Source organism: Streptosporangium sp. NPDC049248, from assembly GCF_040678965.1.
GTDB lineage: Bacteria > Actinomycetota > Actinomycetes > Streptosporangiales > Streptosporangiaceae > Streptosporangium > Streptosporangium fukuiense.
Window position 1 is genome coordinate 1 of the sequence record NZ_JBFAQY010000015.1, and the last position, 14,591, is coordinate 14,591.

Genomic DNA, 14,591 nt, shown 5'->3' on the forward strand with positions numbered 1-14,591 from the left:
GGGGGCGGGGGGTGGCCGCGCGGGGGGGGGGGGGCGGGGCGCCCCCCCCCCCCCCGGGGGGGGGGGGGGGGCCCCCGCGCCCCCCCCCCCGCCTCGCGTCGTCGTCAGTCGCGGAAGTGCGTGCTGCTCCAGCCGCCGTCCACCGGGATGGTGAGGCCGGTGACGAAGGCCGCCTCGTCGGACGCCAGGAACGCGACGACCCGCGCGACGTCGATCGGCTCCCCGACCCTGGGCAGCGGGCGCGACCGGGTCACCAGGTCGTCGAAGGCGCCCGCGGCGATCTTCGCGCGGGTGGCCGGGGTCTCGATCAGGCCCGGCGCCACCGCGTTGACCCGGATGCCGCGCCGGCCGTAGTCGGCCGCCATCTGGCGGGTGAGGCTGGAGACCGCGCCCTTGGCCGCCGAGTACGGCGCGGACCCCGCGACCCCGGTCAGCGCGAACGCCGAGGACGTGTTGACGATCGCCCCGCCCGCGTCGCCGAATGCGATCACCGCGCGGCGGCTGAGCGCGAACGTCGTGCCGAGGTTGGTGCGCAGGAAGAACTCGAAGTCCTCGTCCGTGGTGTCGGCCGCCGGGCGGTCCCCGGCCTTGCCCGCGATGTTGGCGAGCACGTTCGGCGCGCCGACGGTCTCGGCGCAGTGATCGAAGACCAGCTCCGCCGCGCCCGCCGCGGTGAGGTCCGCGGCCAGCACGGCCACCTCGCCGCCCGCCGCCTCGTCCCGCAGCCCCAGCAGGCCCTCCTCATTGAGGTCCACAGCGAGTACCGCAGCGCCGCGGGCGGCGAACAGCGCGGCGGTCGCGCGTCCAATGCCCGACGCAGCCCCGGTGACGATCGCCGTCTTGCCGCGCAACTGCCCGTTCATGAAGCCTCCAGAAACCCGATGTCCATGCGCACCGATCATGCGCGTTGGCACAGTGCCCGGCCACCTGCGGCATTCCGCTCAATGAGAACGGGTCCTGGCGGCCGGAGCCCGCGTCCGGTCAGCTTGGGCCATGGATGTACGTGGACTGCGGGTGACGTTCCCCTCCGAAGGAATCGCGCTGCTGGAACTGGACCGGCCGCACCGCCGTAACGCGTTGGACCGCACCCTGCTCGACGGGCTGCCCGCGGTGCTGCGCGAGCTGGACGGTGACGCCACCGTACGGGCACTGGTGGTGACCGGGCGCGGCGGCGCGTTCTGCGCGGGCGGCGATCTGGACGCGATCGGCGACCTGGGAAACGAGACGCCGCAGGAGGCGCGGGAGCGCATGACCCGCGAGTTCTCCATCGCCGAACTGCTGCTGGAGTTCCACGCGCCGACCGTCGCCGCCGTGGACGGCGCGGCCGTCGGCGCGGGGATGGCCCTCGCCCTCGCGTGCGACCTGCGGATCGGATCGCCCGGCGCGGTGTTCGCCAGCCCATTCATCAAGATGGCGCTGGTCCCCGATTTCGGCGTGTCGTGGCTGCTCGCGCGGGCGGTCGGCGCGGCGCGGGCGACGGAGCTGGCGCTGTCCGGGCGCAAGGTCGCGGCTGAGGAGGCCGTGCGGATCGGCCTGCTCGACGTCGTCGTGGCCGACCCGCTCGCGCACGCGCTCGGCCGCGCCGAGCAGCTCGCGGCAGCACCCCCCGAAGCGGCGAGGGCGACCAAGCGCCTGATCGCCGCGGCGGCCGGTGGCGGGTTCGCCCAGGCGGTGGACCGGGAGATCGCCGAGCAGATTCGGGCGACGCGCTCGCCCGAGTTCGGGCGGCGGTGGGCGGAGTGGTCGCGCGCGGTGCGTGGCCGCTGACCGCGTTTCCCGGCGGATGGAAACCGTTCGTTGAGCGTGCGCCGATGGCACGCGGAGAGTGTACGGCACACCGAGAAAGAGGAGGACCAGGGGTGGAATCGTTCGGGCATGTCATCGCGGGCGAGGAGGTTGCCTCGGCCGATGGGACGACGTTCGAGTCCGTGGACCCGTGGACTCGGGAGCCGTGGGCCACGGTGGCACTCGGCTCGGCCGATGACGCGGGGCGCGCCGTACTGGCCGCGCGGTCGGCTTTCGACGAGGGGCCATGGCCACGGATGGGCTTCGCCGAGCGCGGCGCGATCCTGCACCGCCTCGCCGACCTGCTGGAGAAGCACATCGACGAGCTGGCGGCGGCCGACACCACGGACATGGGCAAGCCGATCACCCAGACCACGGGCCACGACGTCCCCCGCGCGGCGCGGAACTTCCGGTTCTTCGCCGATCACGCGCAGCTCACCCCCGCCGAGACGTTTCCCATGCCGGCCGGGCACCACGCCTACACCCAGTACGACCCCGTGGGTGTCGCGGCCGCCATCGCACCGTGGAACTTTCCGCTCATGATGGCGAGCTGGAAGGTCGCGCCCGCGCTGGCATGGGGCAACACGGTCGTGCTCAAGCCCGCAGAGCAGTCGCCGGCCTCGGCCACCATCCTGGCCCGGCTGGCGATCGAGGCGGGCCTGCCGCCCGGCGTGTTCAACGTCGTCCACGGGTTCGGGCCGAACTCGGTGGGCCAGGCGCTGACCGAGTCGCCGCTGGTCGACCGGATCACCTTCACCGGCGAGTCGGCCACCGGCCGGCTGATCTCCAGGGCCGCGGCGGCCAACCTCACCCCGGTGAGCCTGGAAATGGGCGGCAAGGGCGCGAACATCGTCTTCGCCGACGCGGATCTCGACCAGGCGGTCAGCTGGTCCATCCAGGCGATCTACAGCAACAGCGGGCAGGTGTGCCTGGCCGGGAGCCGGCTGTACGTGCAGCGCGAGGTGTACGAGGAGTTCCTGGCCAGGTTCACCGCCGCGGCCGACGCGCTCGTGCTCGGCGACCCGAAGGACCCGGCGACGCAGATCGGCCCGCTGTCCTCGTGGGAGCACTTCACGAAGGTGGCCGGTTACCTCGACCTCGCGACCGCGGCCGGCGCGCGGCTGCACACGGGCGGCGTGGGCGAGGGGTGGTCCGTACGGCCGACCGTGGTGGTCGGCGCGGGGCAGCGCGACCGGGTCACCCAGGAGGAGATCTTCGGGCCGGTCGTGGTCGTGCTTCCGTTCGACGACGAGGCGGACGCGGTGGCGGCGGCCAACGACACGCCCTACGGACTGAACGCCATGCTGTTCACCCAGGACCTCTCCCGCGCCCACCGCGTCGCACGCGCGCTGCGGGTCGGCACCGTCTGGGTGAACTGCTTCTTCGTCAGGGACCTCCGCGCGCCCTTCGGCGGCGCGAAGAACTCCGGCGTCGGCCGCGAGGGCGGAACGTACAGCCGGGAGTTCTTCACCGAACCCAAGGCCGTCATCATGGAGATCTCGTGACGGCGGTCGCCGCACCGCGACCGCACGTCCGACTCAAGGAGCAGGTCATGACCGACATCCGACCCGTCAGCACCCGCAACGCACCCACCGTGGGCTTTTCCACGGGTACGGCCGCGCCGCTGTCCCAGGCGATCGTGCACGGCGACACCATCTACTGCTCGGGCACCGGGCCGCTGGACCCGGAGACCCGCACCATCGTCTCCGACGACTTCGCCGAGCAGGCCAAGCAGACGCTCGCCAACCTGGTCGCGGTCGTCGAGGCGGCGGGCGGCAGCCGGGAGACCATCCTCAAGTGCACCTGTTTCGTGCGCGACGTGGCGAACTTCCCGGTGTTCAACGCCGTCTACCGCGAGTTCTTCGAGGGCAATCCACACTTCCCCGCGCGGACCACGGTCATCGCGACCCCGCACCGCACCGGCGTCCAGGTGGAGGTCGAGTGCGTCGCCGCCGTGAACCGGCCATGACCCTGGTGACCGACCTGGTCCTGCTCGGCGGCCGGGTGCACACGCTGGATACGCGCGGCACGGTCGCCGAGGCGGTTGCGATCACCGGTGGCCGGGTGTCCGCGGTCGGCCCGGCCGCCGACGTCGCACGCCTGGCCGGCCCGTCCACCAGGGTGGTACACCTGGCGGGCCGGACCGTGATCCCCGGCCTGGTCGACTCGCACTGCCACTTCGAGAACGCGGGCATGGACGGGCACACCGTGTCGTTCGCGGGCGTCCGCACGCTCGACGCCGCACTGGACCGGATCGCCGCGCTGGCCGCCACCCGCGAGCCCGGCGCGTGGGTGCAGGGGCAGCCGTGGAACCCCGCGCTCCAGCTCGTCGAGGGCCGCGGGCCCGACCGGCGTGAGCTGGACCGCGCGGCGGGCGGGCGCCCGGTGTACCTGCCGGAGGGCCACGCCGCGACGGCCAGCACCGCCGCGCTGGAACGGTCCGGCATCGACCCAGGCGGGCACGACGGCAGGCTGGTCGAGGGCGCCATGCACACCGTCGCGCGGGTGGTCCCGGATTGGACCCGCGAGGAGCGGGCTGCCCAGCTCACCGCCGCCATGCGGGCGCTCAACCGGCGTGGGATCACCTCCGTCGTGGCGGGCGCGCTGCGACCGGCAGACGTCGAGACGGTGCGCGAGCTGGCCAGGGACGGATGCTCCACGCTCCGCGTGGCCGCGATGGTCATGCCGACCGGCGAGCTCAACCCGTCCGTCCCGCTCGCGGACTGGGAGGCGCTGCTGGCCTCCGGCCCGCCCGCGCCCATCGGTCAGCACTACCTCACCCGGGGTATAAAGCTCCAGGTGGACGGTGGCATGACGCTCGGCACCGCGGCCACGCGCGAGCCGTACCTCACCCGTCCCGGCTACCACGGCGAGCTGTTCGCCGGCCGGGACCGGCTGGCCGAGCTGGTAGGCGCGGCGCACCGCGCGGGCTGGCCGGTCGGCACGCACGTGGTGGGCGACGCCGCGATCGACCTCGCGCTCGATGTCTATGAGGCCACCCGGCACCGGGGCCTCCTGCCGGACGTGCTCATTCACGCCAGCCTGATCCAGCGTGACCAGATCGCCCGCGCCCGCGCGCTGGGCGTCCAGGTGGCCGCGCAGATCCCGTTCCTGTGGCGCAATCGGGCGGCCATCGCCGGCCACCTCGGCGATGCCCGCACCGAGGCCGCCGTGCCGCTGCGCGACCTCGTGGACGGTCTCGGGCTCGACGGCGTCGCGGCCGGCACCGACTATCCGATCAACGCGCTCGACCCGTTCCAGAACATCTACGCCATGACGACCAGGCGCGATGCGGCGAGCGAGGTCGTGGGGGGCGCGCAGGCGGTCACCCGGGCGGAGGCCCTGCGCCTCTACACCACGTCCGGTGCCGCGCACACCGGTGAGCAGGAGGTGAAGGGCCGGCTCACCGCGGGTGCGCTCGCCGACCTGGCCGTGCTCGGCGCCGACCCGCTCACCGCGTCCGACGACGAACTGCGCGCGACCGAGGTCCTGATGACCGTCGTCGGCGGCCAGATCGTGCACGACACCGGCCTGCTCGGCTGAGCAACACACCAGGAGGTAGCAATGCACCCCAGCCAGATGCCCATCGTCGAGTTGCGGAAGGCGGCCGGTGAACTGCGGGAGAGCGGTCGGCGGGTCAAGGTGTTGTGGCAGGAGAGCGAGTCGCTCGCCTTCCTCGCCCGTGGCCGCGAATACCGAAGCGAGTTCCACCTCAACCCGAGCGACGAGGTGATGTTCATGGTGCGGGGCTCCATGGACCTGCACTACCGCAGGCCGGAGGGCGGCTCGGACATCGCGGTGATCCCCGAGGGCGGGACCATTTTCACGCCGACCGGCATCGCTCACTCGCCCAGGTTCGCGCCGGACGCGTTCGTACTGGTCATCGAACGGCTGCGGCGGCCGGGCGAGCTGGACCGTTTCCGCTGGTTCTGTCCCGCCTGCGATGAGTTCCTGCACGAGGAGGCCGTCCACGTGAGCGACTACCGCACCGACCCGGTGGCGGGCGCCTACCAGCGGTTCTACGGCGACGTCGCCGCGAGGACCTGCAAGTCCTGCGGCACGGTCATGCCGGATGAGCGGCTGTGACGGCGATCGGCGGGCTGGTGCTCGACGCGTTGCGCGCGCGATCCGGCCACGTCGCGTTCCGGCACGGAAGCGCCGAGGTGACCTACCGCGAGGCGGAGCGGCTGGTGCTGGGCGTGGCGGACGCGCTGGCCGGGGCCGGCCTGCGGCCGGGCGACACGGTGCTGCAGATCCGGCCCAACGACCCGCTGCAGTGGCTGGTGAACGCGGCCTGCTACGTGGCGGGTCACCGCTCCGCTGCCCTGCCGCCGGGGGCCCTGCGCGGCGCGGCGCTGGCCGAGCGGCTTGACCTCGTCGCGCCGGACGCCGTGCTCGCCGAGCCGGGCGACCCGGATCTGGACGCGTGGCTGCGGGCCCGTCCGGAGGTTCGCGTGCTGACCGATCGTGACCTGACCGCCGTGCGGGAGCCGGCCGTACGTGCGGTCGTGCCCGCGAGCGCGGTGGTACGGCTGGCGTTCACCTCCGGCACCACCGGGCCGGTCAAGGGCGTCGAGCTGTCCGGCGGCGCGCTGGGCGCGGTGGCGACCGCGCTGCGCGACACTCTTCCGTGGCCGGAACGGCCGCGCGTGCTGTGCCCGGAGTCGGTGTCCGGCGGCTTCGGCAACATGGTGCTGCCGACGCTGATGCTGGGCGGGACGTTCGTCATTCCGGAGCGTCCCGGCCCCGACGCGCTGCTGGAGGCCGCTGCGGCGCACCGCCCGACCGTGCTGATGGCGATGCCGCCCGCGCTTCGCGCCCTGCTGGCCCACCCGGGTGCCGCCGGGTACGACTGGTCGTCCCTGGCACTGGTGGTCTACAGCGGGGCCTCGTTCACCGGTGAGGAGATCGACCGTGCGCACGCGCTGTTCGGCGAGGTGCTGTGCGGGGTGTTCGGCCAGGTCGAGGTGCCCAAGACGATCGCGTGGACCCGGCCGGCCGACCACCTGGACCCGCGATTCCGCTCCTCGCTCGGCGTGCCGTTTCCCGGGACCGAGGTCCGTGTATGCGGTCCCGGCGGCCGTGACCTACCGGCGGGGCAGGCGGGGGAGCTGTGGGTGCGTGGCCCGACCACCGCGCACGCCTACGCCTTCCCCGCGGGCACGCCGGTCGAGGACGGGTGGCTGCGCACCGGAGACGTCTGCCGGCGTGACGCCGACGGCTGCCTGCACTATGTGAACCGCGTCCAGGACGTGCTGCGGATCGGAGACGCCTACGTGTGCCCGAGCGACCTGGAGGCCGTCGTGTCGCGGCACACCGGGCATCCGGTGGCGGTCGTCCCGACCGGCCCCGCGAGCGTCGCCGTTCTCGTCGAGGGCGTCGCGCCGCTGGACACGCTGCCGAGGGAAACGGTGGAGAAGGCCGTGCGCGACGCGCTGCGCGACGCCCCCGTCACGATCGACGCCGTCGTCCCGGCCGAGCGGCTGCTCCGCGACGTCATGGGCCGGCTCGACCGCGCCCGGCTCGCCGAGGTGGCCGGATGAGCGACATCACGCCGATGCCCGGTCCGGTGATCGACGTGCACAGCCATGCGCTGCCGACGCCCTTGCTGACCTGGCTGTCCGGCCGCGGCCTGGCCGATCTGTCCGACCTCGCCGCCGGCGTGGTCAGGATCGACCCGCGGGTGTCCGGGATACCGAAGGGCGCGCCGATACCGCTGCCGGCCGCCCAGTACGACGTCGCCGTGCGGCTGGAAGACCTGCGTCGCACGGGTGTCACCCGCCAGCTCGTGTCGGTGCCGCCGTTCGTGACGTGCGCCGACGCCGCCGAAGAGCGGGACGTCCTGGCTGTGGTCCGCCGCGGCAACGACGCGCTCGCCGACCTCCTCACCGGGCATCGCGGGGTGCTCGACCCGCTCGGGTACGTACCGCTCGGCACACCTGCCGCGCCGGACGAGGCCCGCCGCTGCCTGGACGAGCTGGGGTGCGCGGGCATCGCCATCGGCACCCGTGGCCTCGGCAGGGAGCTGGACGATCCCGTGCACGAGCCGCTGTGGGAGTTCCTCGCGGAGCGCCGGGCGTTCGTCTTCCTGCACCCCAACAGCGTCCCCGGCGGCCCGCGGCTCGCTGACTACTGGCTGCCCCAGCTGGCGGGCTACCCGATGGAGACCGCGCTCGCCGTCTCGCGGCTCGTGCTCGGCGGTGTCCTGGAGCGGCACGACCTGCGGCTGTGCCTCGCGCACGGTGGCGGGTGCCTACCGTCCCTGCTCGGCAGGTTGGACCTCGGCTGGTCGCGCAAGCCGGTCGCCCGCACCACGCCGCGCCCGCCGAGCGACTATCTACGCCGCCTCTACTACGACACCGCCACCTTCTCCCCCCCGCTGTTGCGGCGGCTCGTCGAGGACTTCGGCGTGGACCACGTGCTCGTCGGCACGGACTACCCCTTCGAACTCGCCGACACCGACCCGCTCGGCACGGTCGCGGCGCTCAGGCTCGCGCCCAGGGACGCGGCGACCGTCCGGGCGGGGACGGCTACCGCGCTGCTGACCGGATCGGCGTGACGGTGCCGGGCGGGCCGCCGACCTCCGGCCCGCCCGTGTAGCCCTTGGCCAGCTCGCGGGAGATCGACTTCGCCGCCAGCCGTAGCGCGGGCTCCACCGCTGCCAGCGACCGCGCGTGGGTGACGGTGTGCGAGACGACGGAGAGCGCGGCCACGACCCGGCCGTCGGGCCCGTGGATGGGGGCCGCCACGGAGGCCGTGCCCAGCGCCAGCTCCTCGGCGCACCGGGCGATGCCGGTCTCGCGGATTTCCTGCAGCGCCCGCATCAGCAGGCCGGGCATGACGATCGTGTGCGGCGTGTAGCGCTTCAGCCCGGCCGCGAGCACGGCCTGTCGCAGCTCGTGCGGCGCGTAGGCCAGCAGCACCTTGCCGACCCCCGTGACGTGCAGCGGTTGGCGCCCGCCGACGCGGCTGGCCACGCCGACCGAGCGGGGTCCCCACACGCGCTCGACGTAGAGGACCTCGTCGCCGTCGAGCACCGCCAGGTGGACGTTCTCCGCCGTGGCCTCGTAGAGGTCATGGATGAACGGCAGCGACACGTCCCGCAGCGTGCGCGGCTGCGGGCACAGCGAGCCCAGCTCCCACATGCGCAGCCCGATCCGGTAGGTCCCGTCGCGCCCCTTCTTCAACGCCCCCAGCTCGACCAGTTCGGCTGCGATGCGGTGCACGGTCGAGACCGGCAGCCCGGTGACGGCGGTCAGCTCCACGAGGCGGAGGGCGGGCCGTTCCTGGGAGAATGCGTCGAGCAGGGCGAAGACCCGGCTGGACACCGTCCGGCCGGTCTTGCGGGCGTCTCGCAGCGCGGTCATGGGGATAATCGTGGTTTCGGCTGTCGAAAACTCATCCATCCGGTTCACCGATGGTACCTTTCCGGGCGTCGCAGGTCATGAGCGAGTATGACGATTACGGCCGCCGCGACCACGGCCATCGCCACCGCGAGCGCGCGCGGTTCGGTGGGCACGGCGGGGTCGCCGGGAGCGAACGCGCCGACCAGCCCGACCGCGAGGATCGCGCCGACGTAGCGGGCCGACTGGAACAGGCCGCCGACCACACCGGACATACCGGCGGGCGCGCGCTCGTACATCAGCCTCTGCAGGCCGAGGTTGCACAGCCCGTACGGCACGCCGAGCACCACGCCGTCGAGCACGATGGCCCATGCGGGCGTCGCGGTATCGAACGTGGTGATCGCGGCGACCCCGGCCAGCAGCAGCCCGCCGCCGGCCAGCAGGGTCCGCCCGACGCCGAGCCGGCGCATGATGGGACCGCCGAGTACGGTCGCCACGACGCTCGTGGCCGCGATCGGCATGATCAGCAGCCCGGTGTGCGCCGCGTCGAACCCGAGTGCGGTCTGCAACCACGGCGGCAGCCCGTAGAACGCGCCGTAGTAGGCCAGGTTGAACAGCACGAACGTGCCGAGCACCGGCACCAGCCCGCGGGCCGAGCCGAGCGCGCGGACGTCCACGAACGGCTCGGCGGCACGCCGTTCCCACCACAGGAACCCGGTCCCGGCGACGACCATGGCGGCCAGGCCGGGAACCGAGACCCTCGGGAGGGCGAGCATCAGATCCAGCAGGCCGACCACCGCCACCGTGAACAGGACGACCCCCACCGGATCGATCGCACGGACCAGGCCCCCGTGTGCGGCCTGTCGCTCCTCGGGACCGATCGCGCGCCACGCGAGCACCAGCGCCCCCAGCATGACCGGCAGGTTGACCCAGAAGATGGCCTGCCACCCGGCCCAGGAGGTCAGCAGCCCGCCGAGCACCGGGCCGACCGCCCCCGCGGTCGTGTTGACCGTCGCGACGGCGGACAGCCGCGTCGCGTCGCCGTGCCGCCGGATGACGACCATCGCGCACGGGAACGCGGTCGAGACGCCGGCGGCCTGCACGCACCGGCACAGCACGAGCAGCGGCAGCGACGTGGCCGTGGCCGCCACCGCGGAGGCGACCGCCGCCACCGCCATCCCGGCCGCGAACAGTCTGCGCGGGCCGACGCGGTCCGCCACCCGGCCGAGCACCGGCTGGCAGACGCACGCGGTCAGGTAGAAGACGGTGACGACCCACGTCGTCGTGGCCAGCGGCTGGGCGAGGTCGCGCTGGATGGGCGTGAGCGCCACCGCGACCATCGAGGAGTTGAGCGGAGCGAGCAGGGTGCCCGCGAGCAGCGACGCCAGCGCCATCCTCGCCCTGCGGTCCGGACGGACGGCGGTCGTCATCCCGTCGGACCGCCCGCCCGCAGCAGCAGCTTGCCCCGGACCCGGCCGTCGGCCAGCTCGCGCAGGGCACGCGGCCCCTGGTCGAGCGGGAGCACGTCGTGCACGTGGTGGCGCAGCCGGCCGGCCGCGGCCCAGTCGAAGATCTGGCGCAGGTTCCGCTCCTGGGCCGCCCGGTCCCGCCGGACGAACTCGCCCCAGAACACCCCGACCACCGAGGAGCCCTTGACCAGTGGGATGTTCAGCCCGACGCGCGGGATGCCGCCGGAGGCGAACCCGACCATGAGATACCGGCCGCCCCACGCGGCGGCGCGCACCGCCGCCTCCGCCACCGCGCCGCCCACCGGGTCGAACACCACGTCCGCGCCCGCTCCGCCGGTCAGCTCCTTGATCGCGGCCTTGGCGTCGCCGGCGTCGCCGTAGGAGAAGGTCTCGTGCGCGCCGTGTCGGCGGGCCGACTCCGCCCGCTCCGGCGTGGAGGCGCCCGCGATCACTCGGGCGCCGAGCAGATCTCCCACGTCCACGGCGGCGGAGCCGACCCCGCCCGCGGCGCCGAGCACGGCGAGCGTCTCGCCCGCGCGCAGCCCGGCCCGCTGGACGAGCGCGTGGTAGGCGGTCGAGTAGGCCACCAGGATCGCCGCGGCCTGCCGGTCGGTGACGTCACCGGGCACTTTGGTGACCCGGTCCGCCCTGACCAGTACGGCGTCGCGGGCGCACCCGTACTCCTCGTTGCCCGCCACGCGGTCGCCGATCCGTACGGACGTGACCCCCTCGCCGACGGCCAGCACCGTGCCCGCGTACTCGCTGCCGGGGGAGAACGGCGGCTCAGGTCTTACCACGTGTGTGCCCGCGATGATCAGTGTGTCGTGGAAGTTCAGCCCCACGTGGCTGACCGCGACCACCACCTCGCCCGGCCCCGGGCTCGGCGTCGCCACGTCGGCCAGCTCAAGATCCTCGGGCCCGCCGAGCCGGGCGCAGACCAGCGCGCGCCCGATCACTCCCCGCCTCCGGGGGCGGACACCACACCCGCGGACAGGAAGCCGTCCACCTCGTCCGGGGAGAACCCGGCCGCGCGCAGCACCTCCACGGTGTCCGCGCCGAGTTCGGGGGGCGCCGTGCGCAGGCCGGGCAACTCGCCGTCGTAGCGGACCGGGTGCCGCAGCACGGTCGCCCGCTCCTCGCCCACCGGGAATTCCGCGAGCAGTTCTTCCGCGGCCACCTGGGGGTCGTCACGCACGTCGTCGTAGGTGGCCACCCGCTCGAACCAGAACCCGCGCGGCTCCAGCAGGGAGGCGACCTCCGCGTAGGTCATCCCGGCGAGCACACCTGCCACCGCCGCGGTGTACTCCTCCCGCTTGGCTCGCCTGGCCCCCTGGTCGTAGCCGGCCAGCGCGGGGGAGCCGAGCGCGTCGCCGAGGCCGTCCTCCGACCCGTTCAGCGCGATCACCATCGACGCGTCCAGCAGCCGGTACACGCCGTAGGGGGCGTCGATCGACCAGCATGCCAGCTCGGCGGGGCGGCGGACGTCCGCCTCGGTCCTGCGGCCGGAGTAGTACAGCGCGAGCGATTCCGCCTGCAGGTCGAGCCCCGCGCCGAGCAGGCTCGACTCGACCCGCGTGCCCTCGCCGGTGGTCAGTCTGCGCGCGTAGGCGGCCAGCACGCCCATCGCGAGCAGCGCCGCGCCGTGCTGGTCCACGACTGGCGTGCCGGCCGCGGTGGGGCGGTCGCCGGTGACGTCCAGCAGCCCGGTGCGTGCCTGCACGAGCAGGTCCACCCCCGGCCGCCCGGCCATCGGGCCGCGAGAGCCCCAGCCGCTGGCCGAGGCGTAGACGATATCCGGCTTGATCGCGCGCACCGCCTCGTACCCGAGGCCGAGCTTCTCCAGAGCGCCGCCCCGATAGTTCTCCAGCAGCACGTCGGCCTGCTCGATGAGCGGGCGGAGCACGGTGCGGGCGTCGGGGTGCTTGAGGTCGACGGCGATCGAGCGCTTGTTCCGGTTGACCGACAGGAACGTCACGCTGCGCCCGGCGACCCGGATCCCCGCGCTGCCGATCCTGCGCTCCCACGACCCGCCGGGCGGCTCGACCTTGACGACGTCGGCGCCGAGGTCGGCCAGGTACTGCGAGGCCGCGGGCCCCTGTACGAAGTGCGAAAAACTCAGCACTCTCATCGAGTCGATCATTTAGCCTCCCAGCAGCGGTGACACCGGCGGTACGACCGTAGGAACACGCGGTCCCAGCCCCCAACGCCGCGTTCCCGCTGGGCGGAAACGCGGCCACGCCGGGCGGGCCTCGGTCCGGCACCATGGCCGCCATGACAAGAGGGTCGTCCCCGATACGCGTCCGGCTCCCGGGCTACGTGATCAACTGCGTGGTCGCGGGGCAAGGACCCGCGGTGCTGCTCCTTCACGGGTGGCCGCAGACCGCCCACGCGTGGCGCGAGGTGGTGCCGCTACTCGCCGACCGGTACACCGTCGTGGCCCCCGACCTGCCCGGCTTCGGGGCCAGTTCGCGGCCGGATGGCGGGTACGACAAGCGCACGGTGGCGAGCACTCTGGCCCGGCTCATGGCCGCCCTCGGGCTGACCCGTTACCACCTCGTCGGCCACGACGTCGGCGGCCAGGTCGCCTACCCGCTCGCCGCGCTGTATCCGGAGTCGGTGCGCAGCCTGACGTTCGTCGAGGCAGGCATCCCCGGGCTCGGCGAGAGCCTCGCGGCGGCGAACCCGCTGACCGGCGGGTCCTGGCACTTCGGCTTCAACATGGTGCCCGACCTGCCGGAGTTCCTGATCGCCGGTCGCGAGCGCGGCTATCTGGGGTTCATGTTCCGCCGCGACACGGTGGGCCTGTACGTGACCGGGGCGATCGACGACGCGGCCATGGACGTCTACGCGCGTGCTTTGGCCGCCCCCGGAGCGGTGCGCGCCATAATGGCCTACTATCGGGCGCTGCCGATTGATATCGCCGACAACCGGGAGCTGTGCGCCGCCGGGCCGCTGCGGATGCCCGCGCTGGTGGTGGGCGCGCGGCACGGCGTGGGGCTCGGCTGGCTGGACACGGTCCAGGAGGCCGTGGCGGACGTGTCGGCGCGCTGGGTGGAAGAGTGCGGACACTACGTGCCCGAGGAGCGCCCCGCCGAGCTGGCGCGGCTGCTGGCGGAGGCGTGGCAGGAGGTCGAGTCGCGTGACCGGCACGAGTGACGTGGTGCTGATCCACGGGGCCTGGCACGGGGCCGGGCACCTGGTGGCTCTCGCCGGGGCGCTGACCGCCAGGGGCCACCGCGTCCTGGCGCTCGACCTGGTGGGCCACGGCACCCGGGCCCGCTTCCCGGCGAGCTATCTCACCGGGGACGTCGCCGCGCTGCGCACGGAGGTGTCCCCGCTCGCGGGCCTGAGCCTCGACGACGTGGCGGCGGACGTGGTGGCCACGCTGCGCCCGTTCGCCGCCCCGCCGGTCGTGGTCGCGCACAGCATGGGCGGGACGGTGGCCACCCGGGTCGCCGAACTGGCCCCCGAGCTGGTGGCCGGGCTGGTGTACGTCACCGCGTTCGTCCCCACCTCGCTGGGTCCCGCGGGCGCGTACCTGGCCCTGCCGGAGGCGCAGACCGCGCTCGGCGGCGGGCTCTACCTGGGCGATCCGGCGGCCATCGGCGCGGTGCGGATCGACCCGCGCAACACCGACCCCGCCTACCAGGACGAACTGCACGCGGCCTACTTCAGCGACCTCGACCGCCCCGGCTTCCTGGCCATGGCCGCCTCCCTCACCCCTGATCAGCCGATGGCGTTCCTCACCACCCCGACCGGGGCCACGGCCGAGCGCTGGGGGACCGTGCCCCGGACCTACATCCGCACCACCCGTGACCGCGCGCTGCCCGTCGCGCTCCAGGACGTGATGATCCGGCACGCCGACGAGCTGGCCCCCGCGACCGCGTTCGCCCAGGCGACCCTCGACGCGGGGCACGCCGTCTTCGCCGGCGCCCCGGCCGAGGTGGCGGACATCATCCACCACGCCCCGGCACGACGGTGACGACCATGCCGA

Annotated in this window: 14 protein-coding genes; 9 read left to right on the forward strand and 5 right to left on the reverse strand. The window is 73.8% G+C overall.

What is annotated here, in order from left to right:
• Positions 1–104 precede the first annotated feature (104 nt).
• Positions 105–863, reverse strand: coding sequence for an SDR family NAD(P)-dependent oxidoreductase (locus AB0K21_RS25205; RefSeq protein ID WP_343961419.1), 759 nt, complete (start codon positions 861–863; stop codon positions 105–107).
• Between the two features lie 130 nt (positions 864–993).
• On the opposite strand from AB0K21_RS25205, the gene AB0K21_RS25210 reads away from it, so the two are divergent.
• The 7 genes from AB0K21_RS25210 (at position 994) to AB0K21_RS25240 (ending at position 8,344) form a co-directional block, all read left to right on the forward strand.
• Positions 994–1,767, forward strand: a complete 774-nt coding sequence (locus AB0K21_RS25210; protein WP_343961421.1) for an enoyl-CoA hydratase/isomerase family protein — start codon at positions 994–996, stop codon at positions 1,765–1,767.
• 92 nt (positions 1,768–1,859) lie between these two features.
• Entirely contained in the window at positions 1,860–3,290 is a 1,431-nt protein-coding gene (locus tag AB0K21_RS25215) for an aldehyde dehydrogenase (protein ID WP_343961423.1), read from the forward strand.
• Between the two features lie 47 nt (positions 3,291–3,337).
• The gene (locus tag AB0K21_RS25220; RefSeq protein WP_343961425.1) at positions 3,338–3,754 is read left to right on the forward strand and encodes a RidA family protein; all 417 of its coding nucleotides are present in this window, start codon (positions 3,338–3,340) and stop codon (positions 3,752–3,754) included.
• Positions 3,727–5,328, forward strand: a complete 1,602-nt coding sequence (locus tag AB0K21_RS25225) for an amidohydrolase (RefSeq protein WP_343961428.1) — start codon at positions 3,727–3,729, stop codon at positions 5,326–5,328. Before AB0K21_RS25220 ends, AB0K21_RS25225 begins: the two co-directional genes overlap by 28 nt.
• Before the next feature lie 21 nt (positions 5,329–5,349).
• Positions 5,350–5,871 (forward strand): hypothetical protein, encoded by a 522-nt coding sequence (locus AB0K21_RS25230; RefSeq protein ID WP_364153686.1) that lies wholly within the window; start codon positions 5,350–5,352, stop codon positions 5,869–5,871.
• Positions 5,868–7,328 carry an AMP-binding protein gene (locus AB0K21_RS25235; protein WP_343961433.1) on the forward strand — a complete coding sequence of 487 codons (1,461 nt, stop codon included), beginning with the start codon at positions 5,868–5,870 and terminating at the stop codon, positions 7,326–7,328. The genes AB0K21_RS25230 and AB0K21_RS25235 overlap by 4 nt, the downstream gene beginning before the upstream one ends.
• A complete protein-coding gene (locus AB0K21_RS25240) occupies positions 7,325–8,344 on the forward strand; it encodes an amidohydrolase family protein (RefSeq protein ID WP_364153689.1) in 1,020 nt (339 codons plus the stop codon). The genes AB0K21_RS25235 and AB0K21_RS25240 overlap by 4 nt, the downstream gene beginning before the upstream one ends.
• Here the strand turns inward: AB0K21_RS25240 and AB0K21_RS25245 are convergent.
• From AB0K21_RS25245 to AB0K21_RS25260, 4 genes are read right to left on the reverse strand one after another with little or no spacing between them, the layout of a single operon-like run.
• Positions 8,316–9,152 (reverse strand): IclR family transcriptional regulator, encoded by an 837-nt coding sequence (locus AB0K21_RS25245; RefSeq protein WP_343961438.1) that lies wholly within the window; start codon positions 9,150–9,152, stop codon positions 8,316–8,318. The genes AB0K21_RS25240 and AB0K21_RS25245 overlap by 29 nt on opposite strands.
• Before the next feature lie 44 nt (positions 9,153–9,196).
• On the reverse strand, positions 9,197–10,558 hold the full coding sequence (locus tag AB0K21_RS25250) for an MFS transporter (RefSeq protein WP_343961440.1): 1,362 nt from the start codon (positions 10,556–10,558) through the stop codon (positions 9,197–9,199).
• Positions 10,555–11,553, reverse strand: a complete 999-nt coding sequence (locus tag AB0K21_RS25255; protein WP_364153694.1) for an NADPH:quinone oxidoreductase family protein — start codon at positions 11,551–11,553, stop codon at positions 10,555–10,557. The genes AB0K21_RS25250 and AB0K21_RS25255 overlap by 4 nt, the downstream gene beginning before the upstream one ends.
• Positions 11,550–12,737, reverse strand: coding sequence for a CoA transferase (locus AB0K21_RS25260; protein WP_364153697.1), 1,188 nt, complete (start codon positions 12,735–12,737; stop codon positions 11,550–11,552). The genes AB0K21_RS25255 and AB0K21_RS25260 overlap by 4 nt, the downstream gene beginning before the upstream one ends.
• A 131-nt stretch (positions 12,738–12,868) precedes the next feature.
• Between AB0K21_RS25260 and AB0K21_RS25265 the strand changes: the two genes are divergently transcribed.
• The gene (locus tag AB0K21_RS25265) at positions 12,869–13,753 is read left to right on the forward strand and encodes an alpha/beta fold hydrolase (protein ID WP_364153700.1); all 885 of its coding nucleotides are present in this window, start codon (positions 12,869–12,871) and stop codon (positions 13,751–13,753) included.
• The gene (locus AB0K21_RS25270; protein WP_364153703.1) at positions 13,737–14,579 is read left to right on the forward strand and encodes an alpha/beta hydrolase; all 843 of its coding nucleotides are present in this window, start codon (positions 13,737–13,739) and stop codon (positions 14,577–14,579) included. The genes AB0K21_RS25265 and AB0K21_RS25270 overlap by 17 nt, the downstream gene beginning before the upstream one ends.
• The last annotated feature ends 12 nt before the right edge of the window (positions 14,580–14,591 follow it).

Coding starts and splice junctions, on each gene's coding strand:
- AB0K21_RS25245 (WP_343961438.1), bottom strand. CDS start 9,152: ATGACCGCGCTGCGAGACGCCCGCAAGACCGGCCGGACGGTGTCCAGC.
- AB0K21_RS25250 (WP_343961440.1), bottom strand. CDS start 10,558: ATGACGACCGCCGTCCGTCCGGACCGCAGGGCGAGGATGGCGCTGGCG.
- AB0K21_RS25220 (WP_343961425.1), top strand. CDS start 3,338: ATGACCGACATCCGACCCGTCAGCACCCGCAACGCACCCACCGTGGGC.
- AB0K21_RS25205 (WP_343961419.1), bottom strand. CDS start 863: ATGAACGGGCAGTTGCGCGGCAAGACGGCGATCGTCACCGGGGCTGCG.
- AB0K21_RS25260 (WP_364153697.1), bottom strand. CDS start 12,737: ATGATCGACTCGATGAGAGTGCTGAGTTTTTCGCACTTCGTACAGGGG.
- AB0K21_RS25230 (WP_364153686.1), top strand. CDS start 5,350: ATGCACCCCAGCCAGATGCCCATCGTCGAGTTGCGGAAGGCGGCCGGT.
- AB0K21_RS25240 (WP_364153689.1), top strand. CDS start 7,325: ATGAGCGACATCACGCCGATGCCCGGTCCGGTGATCGACGTGCACAGC.
- AB0K21_RS25210 (WP_343961421.1), top strand. CDS start 994: ATGGATGTACGTGGACTGCGGGTGACGTTCCCCTCCGAAGGAATCGCG.
- AB0K21_RS25265 (WP_364153700.1), top strand. CDS start 12,869: ATGACAAGAGGGTCGTCCCCGATACGCGTCCGGCTCCCGGGCTACGTG.